Genomic DNA, 25,852 nt, shown 5'->3' on the forward strand with positions numbered 1-25,852 from the left:
CTAGGGCCTGCGCCGGTGAAAATAGCCAGGTGAAAAGAGACAACAAAAGGGCCGCCGGCGGCGGCCCTGATCCATCAGTGACGGAAGTGGCGCATGTTGGTGAACAGCATGCACATGCCGTGTTCGTCGGCGGCGTCGATCACCTCCTGATCGCGCATCGAGCCACCGGGCTGGATGACGCAGGAGATACCGGCGGCGGCCGCGGCGTCGATGCCATCGCGGAACGGGAAGAAGGCGTCGGAGGCCATGACGGAGCCCGCCACGGTCAGCCCTTCATCCTCGGCCTTGATGCCGGCAATCTTGGCCGAGTAGACGCGGCTCATCTGGCCGGCGCCGACGCCGATGGTCTGGCCGTCTTTGGCGTAGACGATGGCGTTGGATTTGACGAACTTGGCCACTTTCCAGCAGAACAGCAGGTCGTTTAGCTCAGCTTCGGTGGGCTGGCGCTTGCTGACCACCTTCAAATCCCCGAGCGTCACCATGCCAAGGTCGCGCTCCTGCACCAGCAGGCCGCCGTTGACGCGCTTGAAGTCAAAGCCTTGTGCCGGCGCGGTCCATTGGCCGCACTCGAGCAGCCGTACGTTCTGCTTGGCGGCGACCGCGTCGCGAGCCGCCTGGCTCACGGTGGGGGCGATGATCACCTCGACGAACTGACGCTCGACGATGGCCTTGGCGGTGGCGCCATCCAGTTCACGGTTGAAGGCGATGATGCCACCAAAGGCGGAGGTGGGGTCGGTCTGCCAGGCGCGCTCGTAGGCGCTCAGCAGGTCACTGCCGATGGCCACGCCGCACGGGTTGGCGTGCTTGACGATGACACAGGCCGGTTGGTTGAACTCTTTGACGCACTCCAGCGCCGCGTCGGTGTCGGCGATGTTGTTGTAGGAGAGGGCCTTGCCCTGCAGCTGGATGGCGCTTGCCACCGAGCCCGGTGCGGCCTGCTCCTCGGAATAGAAGGCGGCAGCCTGGTGGCTGTTCTCGCCGTAGCGCATGTCCTGCTTCTTGATGAACTGAGTGTTGAAGGTGCGCGGGAAGCGAGACTCCTCGTCACCCTCCTTGTTGTCACCGTAAGAGGGAACCAGGGTGCCGAAGTAGTTGGCGATCATGCCGTCGTAGGCGGCGGTGTGTTCGAAGGCGGCAATGGCCAGATCGAAACGGGTGGCCAGTTTCAGGCTGTTGCCGTTGCCATCCATCTCGCGGATGACACGGTCATAGTCGGCTGCCTTGACTACGATGGCCACATCTTTGTGGTTCTTGGCGGCGGAGCGAACCATGGTCGGGCCGCCGATGTCGATGTTCTCGACCGCATCGGCCAGGGTGCAATCGGGTTTGGCGACGGTGGCGGCGAAGGGATAGAGGTTGACCACGACCATGTCGATGGGGGAGATGGCGTGCTGAGCCATGATGGCGTCGTCTTGCTCGCGACGGCCGAGAATGCCGCCGTGGACCTTGGGATGCAGGGTCTTGACCCGGCCGTCCATCATCTCGGGGAATCCGGTGTAGTCGGAGACCTCGGTCACCGGCAGACCCGCCTCGGCCAGCAGCTTGGCGGTACCACCGGTGGAGAGCAGGGCCACGCCGCGCTCGTTGAGTGCCTTGGCAAATTCCACGATGCCAGTCTTGTCAGACACACTCAGCAGTGCACGGCGAATGGGTCGAGCTTGTTCCATCACACTATCGTCCTCAGCATAACGGGGACCGTTCCATGGGAGGCGAGGCTCAACACAGAGAGTCCCCAAATAAATGGAAGTGGGGGATTTCGCAAACCGCTCTCGCCTGAAACCTGCCGCCAGGCAAAAGCGTTTTAGGAAATACCCGCTTGACGCGTCGCTCTCTTGTGGGCGCGTATTCTACACAAAAAATGTGACCCGTGGTGGATTTTTTAAAGTGACAAAGCCTTGTCTGGTGCGGTGTTAAACGTTTTCTGGTGGTTTTTTGTGAAACGTTTGTCTTTTCAGTGTCTTGATGGCAAAAGGGTGGCCGCATCCTCTTTCCCGCCGCCGACTGGCAATCGTCCGGCAAAGGGGCGATAGTGGGTGCCGGTTGTGGTTCTTGACTCATTTGGGAGGGAGAAAGGCATGTATCGGATCGGGGAGCTGGCCAAGGCGTGCGGGGTGAAGGCGGATACTCTGCGCTTTTACGAGAAAAACGGTCTCATCTCGCCGGGCATTCGCAACGAGTCCGGCTATCGCCTCTATGGCGAGCAGGACAAGCGGCGGCTGGAGTTCATCATCCGCGCCAAGTCGGTGGGGTTTTCGCTGGCCGACATCGGCGAGCTGCTGGATCTCGACACCAACAAGGCCAAGGTCACCTGCCAGGAGGTGAAGGCGGTGGCCGACACCAAGCTCGAACAGGTGGAGCAGAAGATCGTCGAGCTGACCCGTTTTCGCGACAACCTGCGGGAGCTCTCCAACATCTGCTGCGGCGGCCCGCGCTCGGCGGAGCACTGCGCCATCCTGGAGACGCTGGAGTCCGGTGCTCCCTCCCGCCACGAGCACCACGACCATGAGCACTGAGCTGCGCCGGCCCCGGGTATCCGCCTTTCTCGCCCTCTCCCTCGATGGCTTCATTGCCGGGGAGGGGGGCGATCTGGCCTGGCTTGAACCCTACAACGGCGACTCCCAGGAAGAGACCGGCTACGGCGCGCTGATGGCGAGTGTTGATACCCTGCTGATGGGGCGCAACACCTATGACACTGTGAGCGCCTTTCCCGAGTGGTTCTATGGTGACAAGCCGGTGGTGGTATTGACCCACAGACCCGCCGCTCCCCGTGAGCACGTCTCCTTCCGGCAGGGGGCGCTGGCGCAGGTGCTGGACGAGCTGTGGCAGGCGGGCAGCCGCCACCTCTACCTGGATGGCGGCGAGCTGGTGAGGGAGGGTCTGCAAGGGGCCCTGGTGGACGAGCTGATCCTGTTCTGGGGGCCGGTCACTCTGGGATGCGGGGTGCCGCTCTTTGCTGGATCCCTGCCCGGCGCGCTGAGGCCTGTGTCCAGTACCGTGCTGCCGAGCGGGCTGGTGCGGGTCGTCTATCAACCGACCTGAAGATCCCCCCTTGCAGGTGGGCCGGGAGAGGCGCACAATCGGCGCGTTTTTCGCCGCCAGCCCCGGTTCTGTGGGGGCAGGGGCGCTGGGCAAACACGACAATCCCATCAAGGAGCCCATATGGCCAAGAAGAAGGTGACCCGGGTCACCACCGAATCCGCCTGCGAACATCAGCGCGGCATCATTCAGGACAACCACCTCAAGGCACTGGTGACCTCCCCCCTGTTCCAGGCCCGGGTCGAACCGAACAAGAAGGGCAAGGGCAGCTATCAGCGCAAGGCCAAGCACGGCAAGCGGTGGGAGCCCGGCCAACAGCAGATGGTAAGCGTCTGCTGCTGAGCGGGTTTCTGCTTTGGCACCTGTCCACGATCTTGCTGCGAGGCCGTAATCAAGGCTCATGTGCTGCTCGCAATCCTCATGTGTACTTACACACTCCGGTTCCTGCGCAGCTCTTCACCTTGCTGACAGCCTCTCGTGACAGACCGTGAACAGGTTCTTGGAACCAAAACAATCAGGGCGCCAATGGCGCCCTGATTGTTTTTCTATTCGCTGGTGCTGATTCACTCTCTTGCCGCAAGAGAGTGAACCCGTATTCACTCGTCCATAAAGAGTTCGAGCAGCACGTTGAGATAGCGATGGCCGAGGGGGGTGAGCTGCCAGCTGTCGCCGAGATCCTCGATAAGCTCCTTGCTCTGGGCGATGGTCAGCATGGTTTCTACCCGCTCCAATTCAAGGCCGGTGTAGGCCTCGAACTCCGCCTTGGGGGCCGGTTCAAACAATCTGAACCGGTTCATGAAGTACTCGAGCGGCAGATCGTCCGTGCTCACCTGCCACTGTTCGTCCAGATAGGGGCGGCTCGGGTCCAGATATCCCTTGGGATGCTTCACCTTGGCGGTGCGCAGGATCTGCTGGTTGGCGAGATCCGTCACCTTGCCGTGGGCGCCGCAGCCGATCCCCAGATAGTCGCCGAAGCGCCAGTAGTTGAGATTGTGGCGGCACTGGTAGCCCGCCTTGGCATAGGCCGAGATCTCGTACTGCTGATAGCCTTGGGCGGTCAGCATGGCGTGGCCCTGCTCGTAGATCTCCCACAGGGTGTCATCTTCCGGCAGGGTGGGCGGCTTGGAGGCGAACGCCGTGTTCGGCTCTATGGTGAGCTGATACCAGGAGAGGTGCGGCGGCGCGCAGTCGATGGCCTGCTGCAGGTCATAGAGTGCGTCCTCCAGGCTCTGATCCGGCAGGCCGTGCATCAGATCCAGGTTGAAGGTGGGAAGTTTGATGGCGTGAGCCAGTTCGGCGGCCTTGCGCGCCTCCTCGGGGCCGTGGATGCGGCCGAGCCGGGTCAGCTTCTCCTGCTGGAAGCTCTGTACCCCGATGGAGATGCGGTTGATGCCGGCCCGCTGGAAGCCGGCGAACTTGTCCGCCTCCACCGTGCCCGGGTTGGCCTCCATGGTGATCTCGCAGTCCGCAGTGAGTGCGATGCGTGCGCGCACCCCGTCCAGCAGCGTCTGCATGGCCTCCACGCTCAGAAGACTCGGGGTACCACCGCCGATAAAGATGGAGGAGAGGGGACGCCCCTGGGCCCAGTGCAGGTCTTGCTCCAGATCCTCCAGCAGGGCCGCCACGTACTCGAGGTGGGGCAGCTCCCCCTTCTGGGCGTGGGAGTTGAAGTCGCAATAGGGGCACTTCTGGACACACCAGGGCACGTGGATATAGAGGGAGAGGGGCGGCAGTTGCAGCATGGGGTTTCCAGTATTCAAAAATCAAAAGGGGTCGGGTGGCCCTGGTTGCCGATGACAACGGGCCGGGCGCCGCGAACGAAACGGGGGCCGACGGCCCCCATTGTAGATGACAACGCGGCGGGAGGCAGCGCTTTAGTTGACCGCCGCCAGGGCCGCCTTCAGCTTGGCCAGGGCTTGGCCGCGATGGCTAAGCTGGTTCTTGAGCTCGGCCGGCATCTGGGCCGAGGTGCAGTCGTGATCGGGGACGAAGAACACAGGGTCATAACCAAAGCCGTGCTGACCGCGCGGCTCGTCGATGATCATCCCCTCCCAGCTCGCCTGGCAGATGATGGGGGTGGGATCGTCGGCGTGGCGCATGTAGACCAGCACGCACCAGAAGCGGGCGCTTTTCAGGTAATCCGGGGCGCCTTTCAGCTCGGCCAGCAGCTTGTCGATGTTCTCCTTGTCGCTGGCACCGGCGCCGGCAAAACGGGCGGAGTAGACGCCGGGGCGGCCGTGCAGCAGATCCACTTCCAGGCCGGAGTCGTCGGCCACGGCCGGCAGGCCGGTGACGCGGGCGGCGTGGCGGGCCTTGATGATGGCATTCTCGACGAAGGTGGTGCCGGTCTCGTCGGCATCGGAGACCGCAAACTCGCTCTGTGGGATCACCTGGATCTTCATATCGGCCAGCATGGCGGCCAATTCCTTCACCTTTTTCTGGTTCCCTGTTGCCAGGACAAGCTTGTTCATCGAGCACCTCCGCAAAAATAATCTGCGCATTCTATGCGGGGCTGGCGCCCAGGAAAAGCGCCAATTGCCCTGGATCACCCTCACCGGGGTCATGGCAAGATGTGGATAAAATGAATGTTTCCTGAATGGAATAACAGAAGTGATTAAATACCATTTCAATTCATTACTGTGAGTCAGTAGACTCGCGCCCCAATCCATTTCCCCCATGCCACGAGGTGACTGATGCCATTGATTCTTCTGCTTGTACTCCTGGTGCTGTTCAGTCCGCTGGCCATCGACATCTACCTGCCCGCCATTCCGCAGATGGCCGAGCAGCTAGGCGCCGAGGTAACCCTGATGCAGGGCACCATTACCTGGTTCCTGTTCAGCATGGGACTGGGGCAACTGTTGGTGGGGCCGCTGGCCGATCGCTACGGCCGCAAGCCCATCGCCCTCGGCGGCGTGCTGCTCTACGGTCTGAGCGCCCTGGGTGCCGGCTTTGCCGCCAGCCTCGGCGAGCTGATGCTGGCGCGGGTGCTGCAGGGCCTCGGCGCCTGTGCCACCTCGGTGGCCGCCTTCTCGGTGGTACGTGACAGCTACGGCCCCAAGAAGAGCGGTCAGATGATCTCCTACCTGAACGGTGCCATCTGTTTCATTCCGGCGCTGGCCCCCTTGCTCGGTGGCTGGCTCACCGCCAAGGCGGGCTGGTCGGCCAACTTCTGGTTTATGGCCGGTTATGCGGTCATCGTCGGCAGCTGGCTGCTGTGGCGGATGCCGGAGACCCGTCCGGAAGAGACCCGCAGCGGCGGCCCGCTCATCAGCTGGTCGCGCTACAGCCCGGTGCTGCGCTCCCCGAGCTTCCTGTTCAACGCGACGCTGTGCATGCTGGCGATGGCGGTGATCCTGGCCTATGTCACCGCGGCGCCGGTGCAACTGATGGTGAGGCTGGGGCTGGACATGAGCGGCTTCAGCTACTGGTTTGCGGCCAACGCGGCGCTCAACATCCTGGCCTGCTTCCTGGCACCCCGTTTCATCGCCAGAGTGGGGCCAAGACGCACCCTGCGCATCGGTCTGCTGGTGCTGCTGCTCTCCGCCATCTCCCTGAGCCTGTCGATGCACATCGCGCATCCGCTGGCCATGATGGGCCCGGTGTTCCTCTCCAGCATCGGCTTTGCCATGATCCTGGGCTCTGCCGCCGGCATGGCGCTGGCACCGTTCGGTCACTGCGCCGGTACCGCCGCCGCCCTGCTCGGCCTGTTCCAGATGAGCGGCTCCGGTGCGCTGGTGGGCTTCATCGGCGCGCTGATGCACGACCCGCTGAACCAGCTGGCGCTGCACATGTGGCTGTTGCTGCCCCCGCTGCTGGTGCTGATGACCCGCCAGGGCCGGCGCTTGTGTTTGCAATAAATCCTGTGCTCTGATGGGCACACTCAGGGGGCCTTGGGCCCCCTTTTCTTTTGGCAGGCCAAAGGTTCGCCTGCATCTCATGACATAGCTACCCGTGGAGAAAACCGGATGAGCCACACAATCAATGCCGCCTTGGTGGGCTACGGCTTTGCAGGCCAAACCTTTCACGCCCCGTTTCTGACCAGCACGCCCGGGCTCTCCCTCGGCTGGGTGGTGAGCCGGGATGCCGCCAGGGTGCAGAGCGATCTGCCCGGCTGCCGGGTCGGTTCGCTGGCCGAGGTGCTGGCAGACCCCTCGGTCGATCTGGTGGTGATCGCCACCCCCAACGACACCCATGCCCCCATCGCCCGCGAGGCGCTGCTGGCCGGCAAGCACGTGGTGATCGACAAGCCGTTCGCCCTGGACCTGGCCGAGGCGCAGGCGCTGGTCGAGCTGGCGCAGAAGCAGCAGCGACTGCTCAGCATCTTCCACAACCGGCGCTGGGACGGGGACTTTCTCACCGTACGCCGCCTGCTGGCGGAGGGGGTGCTCGGTCAGGTTGCCCAGTTCGAGTCCCACTTTGATCGCTATCGTCCCGAGGTGCGTCAGCGCTGGCGCGAGGCGGGTGGCCCGGGCTCCGGCCTCTGGTTTGATCTCGGCCCCCATATCCTCGATCAGTCGCTGCAGCTGTTCGGTCAGCCGGACTGGCTGCAGGCGGATCTGGCCCAGCAGCGCCCCGGCGCGCTGGCGGATGACTACTTCCACGTGGTGCTCGGCTATGGCGAGATGCGGGTCGTGCTGCACGGCAGCTGCCTGGTGTCGGCCACCATGCCGCGTTTCGTCATCCACGGCAGCGAGGGCTCCTTCATCAAGTTCGGCATGGATGTGCAGGAGGAGCAGCTCAAGCTCGGCAAGCGGCCGCCGGCGGCAGACTGGGGGGTGGACAACGAACCCGGCCAGCTCAGCCGGATCCGCGATGGTCAGCTGCAGCAGCAGAGCGTGGCCGGCGAGGCGGGGGATTACGGCGCCTACTATCGCGGCGTCTGTGCCGCCATCCGTGGGGAAGGCGACAACCCGGTGCCGGCCGGCGAGGCGCTGGCGGTGATGGCGCTGCTGGACCTGGCCCGCGACAGCGCTCGCGAGGGTAAGCGGCTGGCTTGTCAGATCCTGTCTGACTGAGGCGGTCTATGTGCGTGATGGCCGGCACCATGCAATAACCGTTTATTGCCAGCCATCACGGGGCCTGCGGCGTTTTATTGTACAAAACTGCGCCGTTTACAGTGTTTTGTATTAATGTTTGTCGCTGTAGTAGTTCTTTTCATCCAACCAACGAGAAAATATCATTGTGATACTCGTTTTCATTGGGCGCGTATGGGGATATATTTCGCGCGCCTCTTGGCTCCCGGCATATGGTTTTTTCGCCGGGTGAAAGGACGCACTGTGATGGTTGTACCGACCATCTCTCCATATTTTTCTGAGGGTATGCACATGAACAAAGTACTGGTAGCCGGTATCCTGGGTCTGATGTTGACCGCTTGTGGTCAGAAAGAAGAAGCCGCCGCACCGGCCGCTACTCCGGCCGCCGACGTTGCTGCAACTGTTGAGAAAGCCGCTAGCGAAGCCACCTCTACCGTAGAGAAGGCTGCTTCCGAAGCGACTGCAACCGTTGAGAAGGCTGCCGCTGACGTAGCCACCAAGGCAGAAGCCGCAGTGAGCGATGCCAAGGCCAACTAAGCCTGCACCTCATCTGAAGAACGGGCCCGAAGGTGACTTCGGGCCCGTTTTTTATGTCCGCTCGGGCCAGCTCCCCGCCTTGGGCTGGACACTCGCCGGCTAGCACGCCGGATTGAGGCGGGAGGTGAGGATGTGATCCTCCCAGCGGCCGTTGATCATCAGGTAGTCTTTGGCGTACCCCTCCCGCTCGAAGCCGAGCCGCTCGAGCAGGGCGCCGCTGCGCTGATTGGCCGGCATGTAGCTGGCCATGATGCGGTGCAGGCCGTGCTCCCGAAACAGATAGTCGATGCCGGCCCCGACGATTTCCTGCATCAGCCCCTGTCCCTGGTGGGCCTGATCGATGGCGTAGCCCAGGTGGCAGGCCTTGAAGGCACCCATCAGGATGTTGGTGAAGTTGCAGGTGGCGATCACCTGCTCGCCATTCGGCTCGAGCGCCACCAGGTGCACCCCGCTGCCGTTGAAGAACTGGCCGTAGCTGTCGCGCAGTCGGCCGTGCCAGTGGCTCAGGGTATAGAAGCTCTCGTCCCGGCTGGGCTCCCAGGGGGTGAGGTGAGCGCGGTTGCGCAGATAGAAATCCAGCATCAGATCGGCCCGCTCGGGGGGCAGTACGGTGAGCCGGCTGCGGGGCGTGCACAGGTGTGGCAGTGCCATCAGTGATCCCTCTGCCCAAGCCACTCGTCGCGCAGCAGACTGTAGTGAACGTGATCCACGACTCTGTCGGCCAGCCGCTCGGCACGGCGGGTGATCCCCTCCTGCTGCATGCCGAGGCGCTCGCAGACGGCCCGGCTGGGCTCGTTGTCGATGGCGGCGCTGATCTCCACCTTCTCCATCCCCATCTCCTCGAAGGCGTGATGGATCAGGGCCTGGCAGGCGCGGGTGATGATGCCGTTGCCCTGCCAGCGCTCGGCCAGCCAGTAGCCGATGCTGACCTTGGCCAGTGCCTTGTCGATCTGGTTGTAACCGATGACGCCGACCACCTCCCCCTGATACTCGATGGCGGTGGTCAGCCCCTCGCCGCGGGCAAACTTCTCGATGGCGTGGCGGATGAAGGTGGCGCTGTCGGCGGGTTGCTGAATGTAGGGGGGCCAGGGCAGCCACTGGGTCAGGTAGTCGCGATTCTCCCGACAGAGGGCAAAGAGTTCGCTGGCCATGTCGGGCTGCAGGAACAGCAGCGCCAGCTCGTCATCCAGTTGCCATGAAAACATCCGCACCTCCCGTTGCCGCAGGGGCCCGCAATGGGCCGTCGAACCGCCAATGTAGCCAATCAACCCCTTGTTAGCCAAGGACTTTCAGCCGTTATCAAGGCTGCGCTATCCCCATATGGAGGGGCGGCTCCGACCGTCATTGGGGCGCCTTGTCATTGTTCGGCCTTTCCTGGTGTTATTCGCCATTTTTTCGGCTCTTTACGCTACCAAAAACAGGCAACAGCAGATTCTGCTATCGATTCATGCTGGGCTGTCACATATGACAGGCAGCAATTCCGATCGCGCCAACTAGTGTAGGAGCGCTGGGCAACGGACCCGGTGTGTAATCTTCATCGACTTAAGGAAAAGACGGATGAACAAAGTCTATTTGGCCGTGGTATTGGCCTGCTGGGGAAGCGCAGCCTTGGCTGCAGAACAGGTTGACGTACATCAGGTTGCCGGCATTCAGGGAGCACCGAGCGGTGCCGCCGGCGTCAGCGCGCTGGCCGGGGATGGCGAGTTCCGCCAGGTGCGGGCAGTCAAGCTGCCCAACGGCCAGCAGCGGGTGCGCTATGAGCAGACCTGGCACGGTATCCCGGTCTGGGGTCAGGTGCTGGTGGCCGAGCAGTCCCTCGGTGGCCAGATCAGCCAGGTCTCCGGTCAGATCCTGCGCCAGATCGATGCCGATCTGGCCAGCCCGACCGCGGCCCTGTCGCCGGCCGATGCCGCCAGCAAGGCGCGGGCCGGGGCCAAGGGCAGCAACGAGCGGGTCAAGCTGTTCGTGATGCAGGATGACGCGGGTCAGGCCAAGCTGGTCTATCTGGTCTCCTGGCTGGCGGCGAGCGAAGAGCCGAGCCGTCCCTTCGTGATGATCGATGCCCAGACCGGCAACGAGCTCAAGCGCTGGGAAGGGATCAACCACAAGGATGCCACCGGCCCGGGCGGCAACATCAAGACCGGCAAATATTTCTACGGCTCCGACTTCGGCCCGCTGCAGGTGGACGACAACTGCCGCATGACCAGTGCCAACGTCGACACCCTCAACATGAATCACGCCACCACAGGCGGCACCATCCACCAGTTCACCTGCCCGGAGAACACGGTCAAGGAGATCAACGGTGCCTACTCGCCCCTCAACGATGCCCACTACTTCGGCAACGTGGTGTTCGACATGTACCGCAACTGGTACAACACGGCGCCGCTGACCTTCAAGCTGAAGATGCGGGTGCACTACAGCCGCAACTACGAGAACGCCTTCTGGGACGGCAGCCAGATGACCTTCGGTGACGGTGCCACCACCTTCTATCCGCTGGTGAGCTTGGACGTGGCAGCCCACGAGGTGAGCCACGGCTTTACCGAGCAGAACTCGGGGCTGGTTTACTCCGGTCAGTCGGGCGGTATCAACGAGGCCTTCTCCGACATGGCGGGGGAAGCGGCCGAGAACTACATGAAGGGCAGCAACGACTGGCTGGTGGGCGCCCAGATCTTCAAGGGCAACGGCTCCCTGCGCTACTTCGAGGATCCGACCCGGGATGGCCGCTCCATCGGCCACGCCAGCGACTACTATGACGGCATTGACGTGCACCACAGCTCGGGTGTCTACAACCGCGCCTTCTACCTGCTGGCCAACACCAGCGGCTGGAATACCCGCAAGGCCTTCGAAGTGTTCGTGCTGGCCAACCGTCTCTACTGGGGCGCCAATACCACCTTCGATCAGGGCGCCTGCGGCGTGACCAAGGCGGCGACCGATCTCGGTTACAGCGTGACCGACGTGGCGGCCGCCTTTACCACGGTCGGGGTCAATGCCACCTGTGGTGGCACCACTCCGCCCACTGGCAGCGTGCTGCAAAACGGGGTACCGGTGACCGGTCTCTCCGCCGCCAAGGGTGGCAAGCTGAACTTCACCATCGACGTGCCGGCCGGCAAGAGCCAGCTGGTGATCGCCAGCAGCGGCGGTACCGGCGATGCGGACCTCTATGTGAAGTTCGGCAGCGTGCCGACCAGCAGCAGCTATGACTGCCGCCCCTACAAGAGCGGCAACGCCGAGACCTGCACCCTGAACTCGCCCAAGGCGGGGACCTGGAACGTGCAGCTGAGCGCCTTCAGCGCCTTCTCCGGGGTGACCCTCAAGGCCAGCTACTGATCATCAGTGGCCGTTGACAACAGTGAAGCGCCGGACTTGTCCGGCGCTTTTTTTATGCGGGTTTGCCCGCCCAGCGGGCGGCCAGGGTGCGGGCTGCCTCCAGTACCCGTTCCTTGGCGGGGTTGGGGCGCTTGCCGCTGCGCCAGGCCATCATCACGTCCCAGTGATCCGGCGGCAGATCCACCACGTCCAGCTGCACCAGCCGGCCAAATTCCAGATCCCGGGCGATGGCGAGCGCCGGCATCAGGGTGATGAAGCCGTGTTCCAGCGCCAGCTCCCGCGCCGCGCTGGCGGGCTGGATGGCGTGCAGCGGGCTCGCCACCTGGCGCAGCAGGCGCAGCTGCAGGATCAGCTCGTCGCAGCCGGTACCCCACTGCTGGGGCGCCAGCCGTTCATTGGCGATGTCCTGCAGGGTCAGGCCCTGCCGCCCGGCCAGCGGATGGGTGGCGCAGGCCACCGCTATGATGGGGGAGCGGTAGAGCAGCTCGAGCTGGATGCCGGCGATGGCCGGACACTTGAGGATGAAGCCGACGTCGGTCTCGCCGGTCAGCAGCTCCTGCATGATGATGCCGGAGTGATCCGTGTTGCAGCGGATCTCGAAGGTCTCGTCGACCAGTGCCAGCAGCAGGGGGCCGAACACCACTGTCGTCAGGGAGGGCAGGCAGGCGAGCCGGATGCGCGGCAGGGCCGGTGCCCCCTGCATGGCCAGCCGGCCCCCTTCCAATGCGCTGAGGGCCGCGCTCGCCGCGGGCAGAAACTGCTCGCAGGCCGGGGTGGGGGTGGCGCCGCGCCGGTGGCGGCGAAACAGGGGCTGGCCCAGATCCTGCTCCAGCACAGCGATCCGCTGGCTCACCATGGGTTGCGACCAGCCGCGCACGGCCGCCGCCTTGCTGAAACTGCCGCGATTGACCACATCCAGCAGCAACTGCAGATCGTCGAGGGTCATAGCCATAAGATAATCCAATATGAAATATAGCCAGTTGTCGGCTACCACTATATCTGGCGTCCTTCCAGAATAGCAGTATCAATCGTTGTGCTTTGGCATATTGTCACACCGGCTCAGGGGCTTGCAGCACCTTGAGTCCGTTTGGTGACGGCGTCATTCGGGCGACGAGCAGTAATCGATATGAATGTCATCAGAGCAGCAGGGGACGGGTAGTCATGGTGGATCGGGCGAGGCGGTTGGGGCGGTGGTTTTTGGCGTTGGATTCCCTCTTGGTGATCCTGGGGTTCTTCGTGGTGATGCCCATGATCAGCCTGCGCTTCGTGGATCAGCTCGGCTGGGCGGCCGGGGTGGTCGGCCTGGCGCTGGGGTTGCGTCAGCTGACCCAGCAGGGGCTGGGCATTCTGGGGGGCTCGCTGGCGGACAAGTTCGGGGCGCGCCCGCTCATCGTGGGGGGCATGCTGCTGCGGGCGGCGGGTTTTGCCAGCCTGGCCTATGCCCAGAGCGGCCTTGAGCTGATCCTCTCCTGCATCATCTCGGGGCTCGGCGGCTGCCTGTTTGACCCGCCCCGGGCGGCGCTGGTGATCAAGTTCACCCGGCCGCGGGAGCGGGGTCGCTACATCTCGTTGCTGATGATGCTGGAGAGCGCCGGCGCCGTGGTGGGGGCCCTGCTCGGCAGCTGGCTGCTCAACTTCGATTTCGAATACGTCTGTCTGCTGGGGGCCGGCCTGTTCGCCTGCGCCGCCCTGTGCAACCTGCTGATCCTGCCCGCCTACAAGCTCTCGGTGCGGCCAACCCCGATCCGGGCCGGTCTTGGCCAGGTGCTGGCCGACAAGGCATTCTGCCGGCTGGTGCTGATCCTGAGCGGCTACTATGCGCTCTGGGTGCAGGTGATGCTGATCTTTCCCATCCTGGTCAAACAGATGGCGGGCAGTACCACGGCGGTGGGCTGGATGTATACCCTGGAGACCGCCATCTCGCTGGCGCTGCTCTATCCGCTGGCACGCTATGGCGAGCGGCGCTTCAAGCTGGAGAGCCGGCTGATGGCCGGGGTACTGCTGATGACCACAGGCATCGGGCTGGTGGCCTTTGCCAACACCCTGCCAGCTGTGTTCATGCTGCTGGCCTGCTTCTATCTGGGGATCGTCATCGCCGAGCCGGCGCGGGAGACCCTGATGACCAAGCTGGCGCAGCCGGGGGCGCGCGGCAGCTACATGGGCTTCAGCCGGCTAGGGCTGGCGCTGGGAGGCATGACGGGTTACGTGGGGGGCGGCGCCCTGCATGACTACGCCATGGCTCAGGGGCAGCCCTGGTTGCCCTGGCTGGTGCTGGGCACAGTGGGCGTGACCACCTTGCTGCTGCTGGCCAACTGCTTTCATCGCGAGTCGAGTCTGGCGCGGGTCAATGTCTGAACGGGCATAAAAAAACCGGCCGCAAGCGGCCGGTAAAAAATACAGTAGGCTACAGGAAGACTTAGAAGTTGTACTGCAGGGCCACGGCGACCACGTCGTCGGTGTTCTTGCCCAGCGAGTTGGTGTGGGTGCCGTTGACGTTGTCCAGCAGGTTGATCTTGTAGTCAACGTAGGCGTTGAAGTTGTCGGTGAAGTTGTACCAGGCACCGATGGAGACGTATTCGGTGGCGGTATCATCGATGCCGCGTGCATCGTCTTTCACGTCGGTGCGCAGGTAGGCCACGGACGGCTTGAACTTGCCGAAGGCATACTGGGCCACGGCTTCGTAGCCATCCATCTTCTCGGCGTAACCGTTGAAGGTGCTGACGTACATGTGGTCTTCACCGTGGGAGTAGGTGGCAGCCAGGTAGAGGTCGCCGACGGCGTACTTGGCGCCCACGCCGTACAGTTTGGCGTCGCTGTCGCCACCGAAGGAGGCGTTGGCAGCCTGCTCGTCGGTCTTGCCGGCCTGGTTGTAGGCGGCACCCAGGCTCAGGCCCATGTCGAAGTCATAGTTGGCGGACACGGCGAAGCCTTCGGCGGAACCCTTCGGATTCCAGGTTGTGTTGTTGGTGCCAGTCAGGTTGGAGCGATCGGCGTTCTGCGGATCGTTGTTGCCGGTGAACTGGGCACCCAGGGTCAGGCCCTGATAGGTGTAGATGTACTGAGCCAGGCCGTTGGTACGACCGGTGCCGAACACTTCGGTGTCCTTGCCCAGGCCGTCACCGCCCCACTCGGGCAGCACGTCGGTGTAGTTGTTCACGGCTTTGGTGAACAGGCCGTCCTGACGACCGTAGCTGAAGGCACCGAAGCGATCGTGCTTGATGCCGGCGTAGGCGTAACGCAGCTCGTCATTGTCGGAACCGGAGGTCGGCAGGTTATACTCGGCAAAGCCGAAGGCCTGCATTTCCGGAGCAATCTTGGTTTCGCCGGCGATGTGCAGACGCAGGTAGCTGGCGTCGCCTTCAGAACCGTTGTCATCAGTGCCGTAGTACATGCCCTGGGCGCGACCACCGATGTCGAGCTTGGTGTCGTTCTGGTTGTAAACGGTCGCGGCTTGCGCACCACCGGCCAGCAGCAGGCTGGAGATGGCCATGGTCAATGCTGTTTTTTTCATTGTTCGTTCCTCTGGTGTAAACACTGTCGGACCTGTGCTCGGCCCTGTTGATCGGTTTCTGTTCCGATAGCCCAGAGTAGCCCTGTGAACCTTGATAGAAACTGAAGCGGACAAGGATTAATTAATGGTTTGACCAGAAAGGCAGGCATAAAAAACGGCCCAGAGAGGGCCGTTTGAACATTTGTGGAATTAAATGCTGTTTAGAGCATCATGCCACCGAAGAAGAAGCCGAGCGCTACGGCGATGGCGATGGTGGCCACACCCGGTACGAAGAAGGGGTGGTTGAACACGGCCTTGCCGATGCGGGTAGAGCCGGTGTCGTCCATCTCGACTGCGGCCAGCAGGGTCGGGTAGGTGGGCAGCACGAACAGGGCGCTCACGGCGGCGAAGGAGGCGATGGCGGTCAGCGGGCTGACACCCAGTGCCAGGGCGGCCGGCATCAGGGCCTTGGTGGTGGCGCCTTGTGAGTAGAGCAGCATGGCGGCGAAGAACAGCACCACGGCCAGCAGCCAGGAGTACTGGTTCAGCAGGTCGCCGGCGATCAGCTGGATGGTATCCATGTTGCCCTTCACGAAGACGTTGCCGAGCCAGGCCACACCCAGTACGCAGATACAGGCGGACATACCGGACTTGAAGGTGGGCATGTTGGTGACCTGGGTCACGTCCAGTTTGCACACCAGAGTCATGATGGTGGCCGCGGCCAGCATGATGCCCATGATGGCGCCGTCACGGGGGATCGGCGGGTTGGTGATGAGGCCCACTTTACCGGAGATGGCGGTGGCATAGGCCATCACGGCCACGATGGCGGCGATGAAGATCCAGACCGACAGCTTGGCGTAGGGTTTGATCTCGAGCTGGGTGGTACCACGCAGCTTGATCTGCCCCTTGGCCTTGCGCTCCAGGTAGACTTCGTCCTGGTCCAGCGGCTTGCCCAGCATGTTGGCGACGAAGGCACCGAGGATGCAGGCGATGAAGGTGGAGGGGATGCAGATGGCCAGCAGGGTCAGGTAGTCAACACCGAACGGCTCCAGCATGCCGGAGAAGGCGACCACGGCTGCGGAGATGGGCGAGGCGGTGATGGCGATCTGGGAGGCGACGACCGCGATGGAGAGCGGACGGGACGGGCGGATGCCCTGCTCCTTGGCCACTTCGGCGATCACCGGCAGGGTGGAGAAAGCGGTGTGACCGGTACCGGCCAGCATGGTCATCAGGTAGGTGACCACAGGGGCGGCGAAGGTGATGTATTTGGGGTTCTTGCGCAGGGCTTTTTCGGCCAGGTGCACCAGGTAGTCCATCCCGCCGGCCAGCTGCATGCAGGCGATGGCGCAGATGACGGACGCGATGATCATGATCACGTCCCAGGGGATGTAGGTGACCAGCTGATCGCTCGGGATCTGCACCCCGAGGCCCCAGGTCAGCACCAGTACCCCCAAACCACCGGCAAAGCCGATGCCGATGCTGCCTATCCGGGCCCCCAGATAGATAGCGGCGAGCACGACGAGCAACTCGATTCCAATCATAGTGAACACTCCATTTTCCAGTTTTTTTAGGTTTTATTTGGCAGAAAAGCCAATTCCCGATGGGGCTGGGCAAGACCTATCGGGAACTGACTCTATGGGCCGGGATGATCCCGGCCCATTTGCTCGCTTATACGGTGGCTTCGCGGGTGTAACGCTTGGCTTTGTATTGCGGGTTCATCAGGTTCTCGATGGAGAGGATTTCGTCCAGCTGTTCGGCGGTCAGCAGGCCGCGTTCCAGCACGACTTCACGGACGTTCTTACCGGTCTGTGCACAGATCTTGCCGACGATGTCGCCCTCGTGGTGGCCGATGAAGGGGTTCAGGTAGGTCACGATACCGATGGAGTTCAGCACGTGGTTCATGCAGATTTCAGGGTTGGCGGTGATGCCTTCCACGCACTTCTCGCGCAGGGAGATACAGGCCTTTTCCATCAGGCTCAGGGATTCGAACATCGCCTGACCGATCACCGGCTCCATGACGTTCAGCTGCAGCTGACCGGCTTCGGCGGCGAAGGTGATGGTGACGTCGTTGCCGAAGACCTTGAAGCAGGACTGGTTGACCACTTCCGGGATAACCGGGTTGACCTTGGCCGGCATGATGGAGGAGCCAGCCTGCATTTCCGGCAGGTTGATCTCTTTGAGTGCGGTGCGCGGGCCGGAGGAGAGCAGACGCAGGTCGTTACAGATCTTGGAGAGCTTCATCGCCATGCGCTTGATGGCGCCGTGCAGCATCACGTAGGCGCCGCAGTCGGAGGTCGCTTCGATCAGATCTTCAGCAGGCACATAGGCGCGACCGGTGATCTCGGCCAGGCGCTTGATGGCCAGGGCGGAGTACTCGGGCGGGGTGTTGAGGCCGGTACCGATGGCGGTGGCGCCCAGGTTCACTTCCAGCAGCAGCTCCTGGCAACGCTTGATGGACTTGATCTCTTCGCGCAGGGTGACGGCGAAGGCGTGGAACTCCTGACCCAGGGTCATCGGCACCGCGTCCTGCAGCTGGGTACGACCCATCTTCAGGATGTTCTTGAACTCGGCAGCCTTGGCATCGAAGGCGGCGATCAGCGCTTCCAGGGCAAACAGGGTGGTGTCGGTGCTGTTCACCACGGCGACGCGGAAACCGGTGGGGTAGGCGTCGTTGGTGGACTGGCACTTGTTGACGTGGTCATTGGGGTTGATGACGTCGTAGCGGCCTTTTTCCAGACCCATCAGCTCGAGGGCGATGTTGGCCAGTACTTCGTTGGTGTTCATGTTGACGGAGGTGCCGGCACCGCCCTGGTAAACGTCGACCGGGAACTGGTCGAAGCATTTGCCGGTGTTCAGCATCAGGTCGCAGGCTTCCACGATCTTGTCTGCAATTTCAGGACGGATGGTGCCCAGCTCGCCGTTTGCCAGCGCGGCGGCTTTTTTGGTCAGCACCATGCCGCGGACGAATTCCGGAACGTCAGAAATCTTCTGAGAGCTGATCTTGAAGTTCTCGACGGCGCGCAGGGTGTGTACGCCGTAGTACATGTCGTTGGAAACTTCTTTGGTGCCCAGCAGGTCTTCTTCAATGCGGACGTTCTTGATGTCGCTCATTGTAATGCCTCAGAAATCAGATAAATGGAAACGATCCTCACCGAGTGGTCGCGAGTTCCTTACGCACGGTTCATCCTGAAGCACCACACATCGAGTGGGGCGGTTGGAGGCCTTTTTTGCCTCCTTCATTACTGGCGTCGATATTACCCCAATTGAGGTATCTGATATTAGACCTGGATCACTAAATTTGAGACAACCTCAAATAACTTGTGGTCATTAAACAGATATTGCAATCGACCGATTAACTTTGACAGAACAATGACTTCAATCACAGTCCGGCAAGCCGGTTTTTCTGCGGATCCGGCGCTGCGTCACCCTCCGCACTTGAAAAGTGCGCGCTGCCCCCCATTTTAATCAACAGGAACCGATATCATGGCGGGTTGGCAGCGGCATCGACGGCTGTCTGGTCTCGCCGGCGGTTCATTCACATTCACCCGCACTGAGGTTGTTATGGGCAAGTTGTTTCTATTGTTGGTCGGTCTGGTGGTGCTCGAGCTCACCGTGATGATCGAGGTGGGCTCCGTGATCGGCGCCTTGCCGACCGTCGGCCTGCTCATTCTGACGGCGGTGCTGGGCTCCTCTCTGGTGCGCAGCGAAGGGATCAAGACCCTGTTCAACGCGCAGCAGAAGATGCAGCAGGGGGAGATGCCGGGACGTGAGGTGATGGGGGGCATGATGCTGGCGCTGGCCGGTTTGCTGCTGATCATTCCGGGCTTCGTGACCGATTTCTTCGGCATCCTGCTGCTGCAACCCTGGCTGCGCAACAAGCTGGCCGACAAGCTGATCGGCAGCAACCAGTTCAGAATGCAGATGGGCGGTTTTCAGGGCCGTCAGCAGCCGTTCGACGAGGTGCCTGGCAGTGACCAGCCGGGTCAATCCCCGCGCGCCGGTACCACCATCGAAGGGGAGTTCGAGCGCAAGGAGTAAGCGCTGCGCTCAATCCCGGGCCATCAGGGCTTGCCCTGATGGCACAACTGCTCGAAGCGGTGGCGGGCATACCACCAGGCCAGAGTGCCCGCCGCCAGGTTCGCCAGCAGGATCCCCAGATAGATCCCCTGTTCTCCCCCCAGTTTTGCCCCCAGCCAGGCTCCTGGCAGCAAGAAGACAAACAATCGCAAGCCGTTGAACAGAAAAGAGATGCTGGATGCCCTCACGCCATTCAAGGCGGATGCCAGCAGCATCACCATGCCCTGAAAGCCATAACCGATGGGCACCAGGTGCAGATAGAGCACGATGAGGCGCACCACCTGCGGGTGATCGCTGAACAGATCGGCGATGAAGGGGGCCAGCAGCCAGGTCAGCGCATAGACCGCCAGCTGGAACAGCAGGGCGAAGCGCATGCAGAGCTGCAGCGCCGCCTTGGCGCGGGCCGGGTTGCCGGCGCCACAGTTCTGCGAGATGAAGGGAGCCAGCACCGAGGAGAGCGCCATCATCACGATGAGCAGCAGGGCCTCGACTCTCGAGGCGGCGCCGTAGGCGGCCACCACTTCGGTGCCCAGTCCGGCGAAGATGGTCATCAGCACCGCATTGGCCAGCGGGTTGAGCATGTTGGTGAAGGAGGCGGGCACGGCCACGTGCAGCAGGGCGCGCCAGTGGGCCAGCAACTGCGGGCGCGGGGAGAGGCGCCAGCGCAGCAGGCCCTCGCGGTGGCGCAATATATAGAGGCTGACCAGCATGGCCATCAGCCAGGAGAGGGAGGTGGCGATGGCGGCGCCGCGGATCCCCCACTCGGGAAAGGGGCCTATGCCGAAGATGAGCAGGGGATCCAGCACGCCGTTGACCAGCCCAGCCACCGTCATCACCAGGCTCGGGGTCTTGGTATCGCCGGTGGCCCGGATGGCGGCATTGCCCACCATGGGCAGCACCAGCATGGGGACGGTCAGATACCAGATCAGCATGTAGTCGTAGATGAGGGCGATCAGCGCATCGCTGGCGCCGAGCAGCCTGAACAGCGGGTGTATGGTGAGCGCCCCCGCCACGGCGATGAGGGTGACCAGCAGCACCGCCAGGAACAGGTTGTCGGTGGTGATGCGGGCGGCCTCTTCATGCTTGCCCTGGCCGAGGGCATGCCCCATCACGGCGGAGAGGCCGGCCCCCAGCCCCATGGCCAGCGAGGTGACCACGAAGGTGACCGGAAAGGTGAAGCTGATGGCGGCCAACGCCTGGGTGCCCAGCATGCCGATGAAGAAGGTATCGACCAGGTTGAAGGCGAGTATGGCGACGATGCCGAGGATCATGGGACCCGTCATGCGCAGCAGTACGGACGTCATGGGGGCTGTCAGCAGGGGATTGGGTCGGGTCACGGGCTGGTCTCTGTACATCTGGCGGAGTTCTGGCTGCTGGCAGCACAAACCGGTTTCCTGACCGGGACTCGGGCGATCCATCAAAGACCTTCATAGTACGTGAAAATATTTTTTTTGTATTTGCCCTTGAAGGGTTAACAAACGTACCCCACATCGGAGACATATCTAATTTGGCCAGGAATGGCCATTCCTCAAAGCAACACAGAGACTCATTTTGGGAGAGTTATCGATGAAAATTCGTCCACTGCACGACCGCGTCATCATCAAGCGCATCGAAGCTGAAGCCAAATCCGCTGGCGGCATTGTCTTGACTGGTACGGCGGCCCAGAAGTCCACCCGTGGTGAAGTTCTTGCCGTGGGGACTGGCCGAATTCTGGATAATGGCGACGTCAAAGCCCTCGCCGTCAAGGTTGGTGACAAGGTGATCTTCAACGAAGGCTACGGTGTGAAGACCGAGAAGTTGGATGGTCAGGACGTGCTGATCCTGTCTGAAACCGACATCCTGGCGATTGTCGAAGAGTAATCCACCCCTTTCCCCCAAGAATTGATTGAAGGACTGAACAAAATGGCAGCTAAAGAAGTCAAGTTTGGCAACGAAGCCCGCATCAAGATGCTGGAAGGCGTCAACATCCTGGCCGATGCCGTCAAGGTGACCCTGGGCCCGAAAGGCCGCAACGTGGTGCTGGACAAATCTTTCGGCGCTCCGACCATCACCAAGGATGGCGTCTCCGTCGCTCGCGAAATCGAACTGGAAGACAAGTTCCAGAACATGGGCGCCCAGATGGTCAAGGAAGTTGCTTCCAAGGCCAACGACGCCGCCGGTGATGGTACCACCACCGCGACCGTACTGGCCCAGGCCATCGTCAACGAAGGCCTGAAGGCCGTTGCCGCCGGCATGAACCCGATGGATCTGAAGCGCGGTATCGACAAGGCCGTGGTAGCCGCCGTTGCCGAGCTGCAAGCGCTGTCTCAGCCCTGCGCCGACAACAACGCCATCGCTCAGGTAGGCACCATCTCCGCCAACTCCGACGAGAAAGTCGGCAAGCTGATTGCCGAAGCAATGGACAAAGTGGGCCGTGACGGCGTCATCACTGTAGAAGACGGTCAGGGTCTGGAAGACGAGCTGGCTGTGGTTGAAGGTATGCAGTTCGACCGTGGCTACCTCTCCCCGTACTTCGTCAACAAGCCGGAAACCGGTGCCGTCGAGCTGGACGACCCCTTCATCCTGCTGGTCGACAAGAAAATCTCCAACATCCGCGAAATGCTGCCGGTGCTGGAAGGCGTGGCCAAGGCTGGCAAGCCGCTGATCATCGTCGCCGAAGACGTTGAAGGTGAAGCGCTGGCGACTCTGGTGGTCAACACCATGCGTGGCATCGTGAAAGTGGCTGCGGTCAAGGCGCCGGGCTTCGGTGACCGTCGCAAGGCCATGCTGCAGGATATCGCCATCCTGACTGGCGGTACCGTGATCTCCGAAGAAGTGGGCATGGAGCTGGAAAAAGCGACCCTGGAAGACCTGGGCCGTGCCAAGCGCATCGTCATCACCAAAGAGAACACTACCATCATCGATGGCGTGGGTGACGCAGGCCTGATCGAGAGCCGTGTAGCCCAGATCCGTCAGCAGATCGAAGAGACCTCTTCCGATTACGACCGTGAGAAGCTGCAAGAGCGCGTAGCCAAACTGGCTGGCGGCGTTGCGGTGATCAAGGTGGGTGCAGCCACTGAAGTCGAGATGAAAGAGAAGAAAGCACGCGTCGACGATGCCCTGCACGCGACTCGCGCTGCGGTGGAAGAAGGCGTGGTTGCCGGTGGTGGTGTGGCGCTGGTGCGCGTTGCCGCCAAACTGACCGGTCTGCGTGGTGACAACGAAGACCAGAACGTGGGTATCAAGGTTGCTCTGCGCGCCATGGAAGCTCCGCTGCGTCAAATCGTCATCAACGCCGGTGAAGAGGCCTCCGTCATCGCCAACGCGGTGAAGAACGGCGAAGGCAACTATGGCTACAACGCCTACACCGAACAGTACGGCGACATGCTGGCCATGGGCATCCTGGATCCGACCAAGGTGACCCGTTCTGCCCTGCAGTTTGCCTCTTCCGTTGCCGGTCTGATGATCACCACCGAGTGCATGGTCTCCGAGCTGCCGAAGAAAGATACCCCTGCCATGCCTGACATGGGCGGCATGGGTGGCATGGGCATGATGTAATTCAGCCCGGGTTACCAAACGGCTCGCTTTTGCGGGCCGTTTTTTTTATGGCGACTAGACTGAGTCTATTGTCAGTGACTTTATCCGAGGTGAACATGCGTGTACTGGGTTTGATTTCATTACTGTTTTCTCTGGCCATGCCGGCAATGGCGCTGGAAACGCCGCAAGGTCCCGTCATCCTGAAGGTGACCGGCAATGTACAACCGGCGGAAGCGACCGAAGGGGTGGTCTCCTTCGATCTGGCGATGCTTAAAGCCTTGCCGCAGCACGAGATCGTGACCGCCAACCCCTGGGTCGACAAGCCGCACAAATATGTGGGCCCCAAGCTGGCCGATCTGCTGGCCGCCGTCGGCGCGGATGGCAAGGCGATCACCTTGACCGCATTGAACAGTTTTCAGATCAGGCTCAACTGGGATAAGGTCAAGCAATACGACCCGATTCTGGCCTGGCAAGATGATGGGGTCACCATGCGGGTACGGAATAAGGGACCGCTTTGGTTTATCCTACCGCTGGATCAATATCCCGAGCTGAAACGCTCGGAGTTTACCGACATGATGATTTGGCAATTGAATGCCATTGATATTCAGCATTGATGTAGTGGCTTCTGGGAGCACGAGTGAAAGCAAAGACCAAGGCGTGGCCTTTACTCATCGTTCTTTATCTATCCATCCTGCTGTTCACCGGGAGCACTCTGTATTGCCTCGCACAAATACAGAATGCGACCCGGGTGATGGAGAAGTATACCTATGACGTCTCCTGGGCCCTGATGCAGTTGCAACTGGAGTTGGGGCGCTTCCTCAACTCCGTCGAGATTTACCATTATGGCGGTATCGATCACGATACCCTGATGTTGCGCTACGACATCCTCTGGAGCCGCACCCCCATCCTGCTCAGCGGCCAGCTGCGTCAGAGCATGAAGGACAAGCAGAAGACTCTGCGGCTTGTGCAGTTGATCGAAAGCAATATCCGCGAGATGGAGCCCAACATCACCAACCTGAAGTCGGGAACGCCGGATTATCAGCAGATCATGATGCGGCTGTCGCCTCTGCAGGAACCACTCTCCTATTCCCTCGCCTCCGTGATGCAGAAGAACATCAACGTCTATTCGGGCAATGACAAGCGCTTCGGCCAGTTGCGCAATGCCCTGCTGTTCATGGTATCCGGGCTGGTGTTGTCGGTGATGCTGCTGAGCGGTCTGCTGATCCGCGAGGCGCGCCGCCATTTCAGAGTGGCACGGATAGATCCCCTGACCGGGCTCTCCAATCGTCTGGCCCTGCTTGAGAAGATGGAATCCTACGCCAGCAAGGAGACGCCGTTTGGTCTGGTGCTGGTGGACATCAATGACTTTCGCGACATCAACAGCAAGTTCGGTTACAACACCGGTGACTTCCTGTTGCAGGAGCTGGCGAAACGGATGCGCGGCCTGTGTGAAAACGGTGAGTGGGTGGCCAGGCTTGGCGGTGACCAGTTCGCCATGATCCAGCGCGAGAGCAGTGATCTGCGTCAGGTGAGGGAGCTGGTAGCCCGTCTGCTGCACGCGCTCAAGCAGGACATCATCATCGACAACTATCCATTCCGGCTGGAGGTGGGCATCGGCATCGCCTTCTTCCCGATGGACAGCAAACAGGCCCAGGAACTGCTCAGCCGGGCCGAGCAGGCACTGTTCCACAGCCGCAAGACCCATGTGCCGTACGTCATCTACGACAGCTCGCTGCTCAATGAGACGGCGCGTCGCAAGCATCTGGCCAGCGACATGATCATGGCGCTGGAGCACAATGCGCTCGAGCTCTACTACCAACCCATCGTCAACCTGGAAAGCGGCCGCTGCGAGGCGGTCGAGGCCCTGCTGCGCTGGCGTCACCCTGAGCTTGGTTTCATCCCGCCCAACGAGGTGATCCAGGTCGCCGAAGAGTTTCAGCTGGCCGAAAAGCTGGGTAGCTGGGTGCTGAACACCGCCTGTGAGCAGCTCTATCAATGGCAGCAGCTGGGCCTGGTGGATCTGCAGATGTGCGTGAACATCTCTCCCGGCATGTATCAGCGCAACCTGTTGAAGCTGGTGGCCAAGGCGCTGATGGACCACCATATCCCGGCTGCCAGCTTGGTGCTGGAAGTGACGGAAGACACCACCATGCGCGAGGTGAAAAACTCCCTGCAACTGATGCAGGACCTCAACCAGCAAGGGGTACAGCTGGCGCTGGATGACTTCGGGACGGGCTACTCGTCCCTCAGTTATCTGCAGAAACTGCCGGTCAGCAAGGTGAAGATCGATCGCTCCTTCATTCAGGGGATCGATACCTCCATCGAAGCGTCCGAGCTGGTCGCCAACATCTGCCGTATGGGCTCCATGTTGGGCAAGAGTCTGGTGTGCGAAGGGATCGAAACCCAGGCCCAGCTCGACGTGCTGCGCACTTTGACCGACATCCATCTCTATGGTCAGGGTTATCTGTTCAGCCGTCCCGAGCAGGCGGAGAAGGTCTATCAGACCCTGCTGGAGATGGAAGAGGAGTGGCTGGAGCGGCGTCAGCCCGACAAGGCGTATTTAATTTAGCCAAAGTGCTCATGTCTGGCCTAAGATGGCCGATAGTCTTAGGGCAGGAGGTACACCATGGATATATCTAGTTCTGCATCTGCGTCATTTGGTTCTGCATTGATGACGGCCAGCCTGGCCAAGAAACAGCAGACCCAAGAAGGTGAATCTGCATTGAAACTGCTGCAAACAGCGGCTCAATCAGCACCGGTTGCACCGACATCGGCCAACGCTTCTCTGGGAAGTAAAATCGATATTCGCGTCTGACCCTAACGAAAAAGCCCCCAT

24 protein-coding genes are annotated in these 25,852 nt (G+C 61.6%); 14 read left to right on the top strand and 10 right to left on the bottom strand.

Annotated features, from left to right (window positions below):
- Nucleotides 1–74 precede the first annotated feature (74 nt).
- A complete protein-coding gene (gene purH, locus CK627_RS08195; protein ID WP_095592089.1) occupies nt 75–1,667 on the bottom strand; it encodes a bifunctional phosphoribosylaminoimidazolecarboxamide formyltransferase/IMP cyclohydrolase in 1,593 nt (530 codons plus the stop codon).
- A gap of 408 nt (nt 1,668–2,075) precedes the next feature.
- On the opposite strand from purH, the gene zntR reads away from it, so the two are divergent.
- The 3 genes from zntR (at nt 2,076) to CK627_RS08210 (ending at nt 3,378) form a co-directional block, all read left to right on the top strand.
- Entirely contained in the window at nt 2,076–2,513 is a 438-nt protein-coding gene (gene zntR, locus CK627_RS08200; protein WP_005309469.1) for a Zn(2+)-responsive transcriptional regulator, read from the top strand.
- Entirely contained in the window at nt 2,503–3,039 is a 537-nt protein-coding gene (locus tag CK627_RS08205) for a dihydrofolate reductase family protein (protein ID WP_095592090.1), read from the top strand. Before zntR ends, CK627_RS08205 begins: the two co-directional genes overlap by 11 nt.
- Nucleotides 3,040–3,159: 120 nt before the next feature.
- Nucleotides 3,160–3,378 carry an alternative ribosome-rescue factor A gene (locus CK627_RS08210; protein WP_095592091.1) on the top strand — a complete coding sequence of 73 codons (219 nt, stop codon included), beginning with the start codon at nt 3,160–3,162 and terminating at the stop codon, nt 3,376–3,378.
- A 254-nt stretch (nt 3,379–3,632) separates the two neighbouring features.
- On the opposite strand, the gene hemW is transcribed toward CK627_RS08210, so the two are convergent.
- Both hemW and rdgB read right to left on the bottom strand, forming a co-directional pair.
- Nucleotides 3,633–4,778: a radical SAM family heme chaperone HemW gene (hemW, locus tag CK627_RS08215; RefSeq protein WP_095592092.1), complete on the bottom strand. Its 1,146-nt coding sequence runs from the start codon at nt 4,776–4,778 to the stop codon at nt 3,633–3,635.
- Nucleotides 4,779–4,910: 132 nt separating this feature from the next.
- Nucleotides 4,911–5,507: an RdgB/HAM1 family non-canonical purine NTP pyrophosphatase gene (gene rdgB / locus CK627_RS08220; protein ID WP_010675605.1), complete on the bottom strand. Its 597-nt coding sequence runs from the start codon at nt 5,505–5,507 to the stop codon at nt 4,911–4,913.
- A 222-nt stretch (nt 5,508–5,729) separates the two neighbouring features.
- On the opposite strand from rdgB, the gene CK627_RS08225 reads away from it, so the two are divergent.
- From CK627_RS08225 to CK627_RS08235, 3 genes are all read left to right on the top strand, one after another.
- Entirely contained in the window at nt 5,730–6,893 is a 1,164-nt protein-coding gene (locus CK627_RS08225; RefSeq protein ID WP_017764728.1) for a multidrug effflux MFS transporter, read from the top strand.
- Between the two features lie 108 nt (nt 6,894–7,001).
- Nucleotides 7,002–8,051: an oxidoreductase gene (locus tag CK627_RS08230; RefSeq protein WP_095592093.1), complete on the top strand. Its 1,050-nt coding sequence runs from the start codon at nt 7,002–7,004 to the stop codon at nt 8,049–8,051.
- A gap of 309 nt (nt 8,052–8,360) precedes the next feature.
- On the top strand, nt 8,361–8,606 hold the full coding sequence (locus CK627_RS08235) for a hypothetical protein (RefSeq protein ID WP_005309486.1): 246 nt from the start codon (nt 8,361–8,363) through the stop codon (nt 8,604–8,606).
- A 99-nt stretch (nt 8,607–8,705) separates the two neighbouring features.
- Here CK627_RS08235 and rimJ read toward each other — a convergent pair whose 3' ends face one another.
- On the bottom strand, nt 8,706–9,257 hold the full coding sequence (rimJ, locus tag CK627_RS08240; protein ID WP_095592094.1) for a ribosomal protein S5-alanine N-acetyltransferase: 552 nt from the start codon (nt 9,255–9,257) through the stop codon (nt 8,706–8,708).
- A complete protein-coding gene (locus tag CK627_RS08245; protein ID WP_017764725.1) occupies nt 9,257–9,811 on the bottom strand; it encodes a GNAT family N-acetyltransferase in 555 nt (184 codons plus the stop codon). Before CK627_RS08245 ends, rimJ begins: the two co-directional genes overlap by 1 nt.
- Before the next feature lie 352 nt (nt 9,812–10,163).
- On the opposite strand from CK627_RS08245, the gene CK627_RS08250 reads away from it, so the two are divergent.
- The gene (locus CK627_RS08250) at nt 10,164–11,933 is read left to right on the top strand and encodes a M4 family metallopeptidase (RefSeq protein ID WP_005309492.1); all 1,770 of its coding nucleotides are present in this window, start codon (nt 10,164–10,166) and stop codon (nt 11,931–11,933) included.
- A 52-nt stretch (nt 11,934–11,985) separates the two neighbouring features.
- On the opposite strand, the gene CK627_RS08255 is transcribed toward CK627_RS08250, so the two are convergent.
- A complete protein-coding gene (locus CK627_RS08255; protein WP_017764724.1) occupies nt 11,986–12,885 on the bottom strand; it encodes a LysR family transcriptional regulator in 900 nt (299 codons plus the stop codon).
- Between the two features lie 209 nt (nt 12,886–13,094).
- On the opposite strand from CK627_RS08255, the gene mdtH reads away from it, so the two are divergent.
- Nucleotides 13,095–14,288 carry a multidrug efflux MFS transporter MdtH gene (gene mdtH / locus CK627_RS08260; protein ID WP_095592095.1) on the top strand — a complete coding sequence of 398 codons (1,194 nt, stop codon included), beginning with the start codon at nt 13,095–13,097 and terminating at the stop codon, nt 14,286–14,288.
- Between the two features lie 61 nt (nt 14,289–14,349).
- Here mdtH and CK627_RS08265 read toward each other — a convergent pair whose 3' ends face one another.
- The 3 genes from CK627_RS08265 to aspA form a co-directional block, all read right to left on the bottom strand.
- On the bottom strand, nt 14,350–15,444 hold the full coding sequence (locus tag CK627_RS08265) for a porin (protein WP_095592096.1): 1,095 nt from the start codon (nt 15,442–15,444) through the stop codon (nt 14,350–14,352).
- A 200-nt stretch (nt 15,445–15,644) separates the two neighbouring features.
- Nucleotides 15,645–16,964 (bottom strand): anaerobic C4-dicarboxylate transporter, encoded by a 1,320-nt coding sequence (locus CK627_RS08270; protein ID WP_005309503.1) that lies wholly within the window; start codon nt 16,962–16,964, stop codon nt 15,645–15,647.
- A gap of 127 nt (nt 16,965–17,091) precedes the next feature.
- Nucleotides 17,092–18,534 (bottom strand): aspartate ammonia-lyase, encoded by a 1,443-nt coding sequence (gene aspA, locus CK627_RS08275; RefSeq protein WP_005309505.1) that lies wholly within the window; start codon nt 18,532–18,534, stop codon nt 17,092–17,094.
- A 450-nt stretch (nt 18,535–18,984) separates the two neighbouring features.
- Between aspA and CK627_RS08280 the strand changes: the two genes are divergently transcribed.
- The gene (locus CK627_RS08280; RefSeq protein WP_019839814.1) at nt 18,985–19,461 is read left to right on the top strand and encodes an FxsA family protein; all 477 of its coding nucleotides are present in this window, start codon (nt 18,985–18,987) and stop codon (nt 19,459–19,461) included.
- Nucleotides 19,462–19,484: 23 nt separating this feature from the next.
- Here CK627_RS08280 and CK627_RS08285 read toward each other — a convergent pair whose 3' ends face one another.
- Complete coding sequence (locus CK627_RS08285) at nt 19,485–20,885, bottom strand: MATE family efflux transporter (protein ID WP_019839813.1); 1,401 nt, start codon at nt 20,883–20,885, stop codon at nt 19,485–19,487.
- A gap of 181 nt (nt 20,886–21,066) precedes the next feature.
- Here CK627_RS08285 and CK627_RS08290 point away from each other — a divergent pair, with 181 nt between their 5' ends.
- From CK627_RS08290 to CK627_RS08310, 5 genes are all read left to right on the top strand, one after another.
- Nucleotides 21,067–21,360, top strand: coding sequence for a co-chaperone GroES (locus CK627_RS08290; RefSeq protein ID WP_005309514.1), 294 nt, complete (start codon nt 21,067–21,069; stop codon nt 21,358–21,360).
- A gap of 42 nt (nt 21,361–21,402) precedes the next feature.
- Complete coding sequence (gene groL, locus CK627_RS08295) at nt 21,403–23,037, top strand: chaperonin GroEL (RefSeq protein ID WP_005309517.1); 1,635 nt, start codon at nt 21,403–21,405, stop codon at nt 23,035–23,037.
- Between the two features lie 95 nt (nt 23,038–23,132).
- Nucleotides 23,133–23,630 (top strand): putative pterin-binding protein, encoded by a 498-nt coding sequence (locus CK627_RS08300; protein ID WP_005309520.1) that lies wholly within the window; start codon nt 23,133–23,135, stop codon nt 23,628–23,630.
- A 23-nt stretch (nt 23,631–23,653) separates the two neighbouring features.
- Nucleotides 23,654–25,585, top strand: coding sequence for a putative bifunctional diguanylate cyclase/phosphodiesterase (locus CK627_RS08305; protein ID WP_017785684.1), 1,932 nt, complete (start codon nt 23,654–23,656; stop codon nt 25,583–25,585).
- 57 nt (nt 25,586–25,642) lie between these two features.
- Entirely contained in the window at nt 25,643–25,831 is a 189-nt protein-coding gene (locus CK627_RS08310; RefSeq protein WP_080628999.1) for a hypothetical protein, read from the top strand.
- The last annotated feature ends 21 nt before the right edge of the window (nt 25,832–25,852 follow it).

Source organism: Aeromonas dhakensis, assembly GCF_002285935.1.
Lineage (GTDB): Bacteria > Pseudomonadota > Gammaproteobacteria > Enterobacterales > Aeromonadaceae > Aeromonas > Aeromonas dhakensis.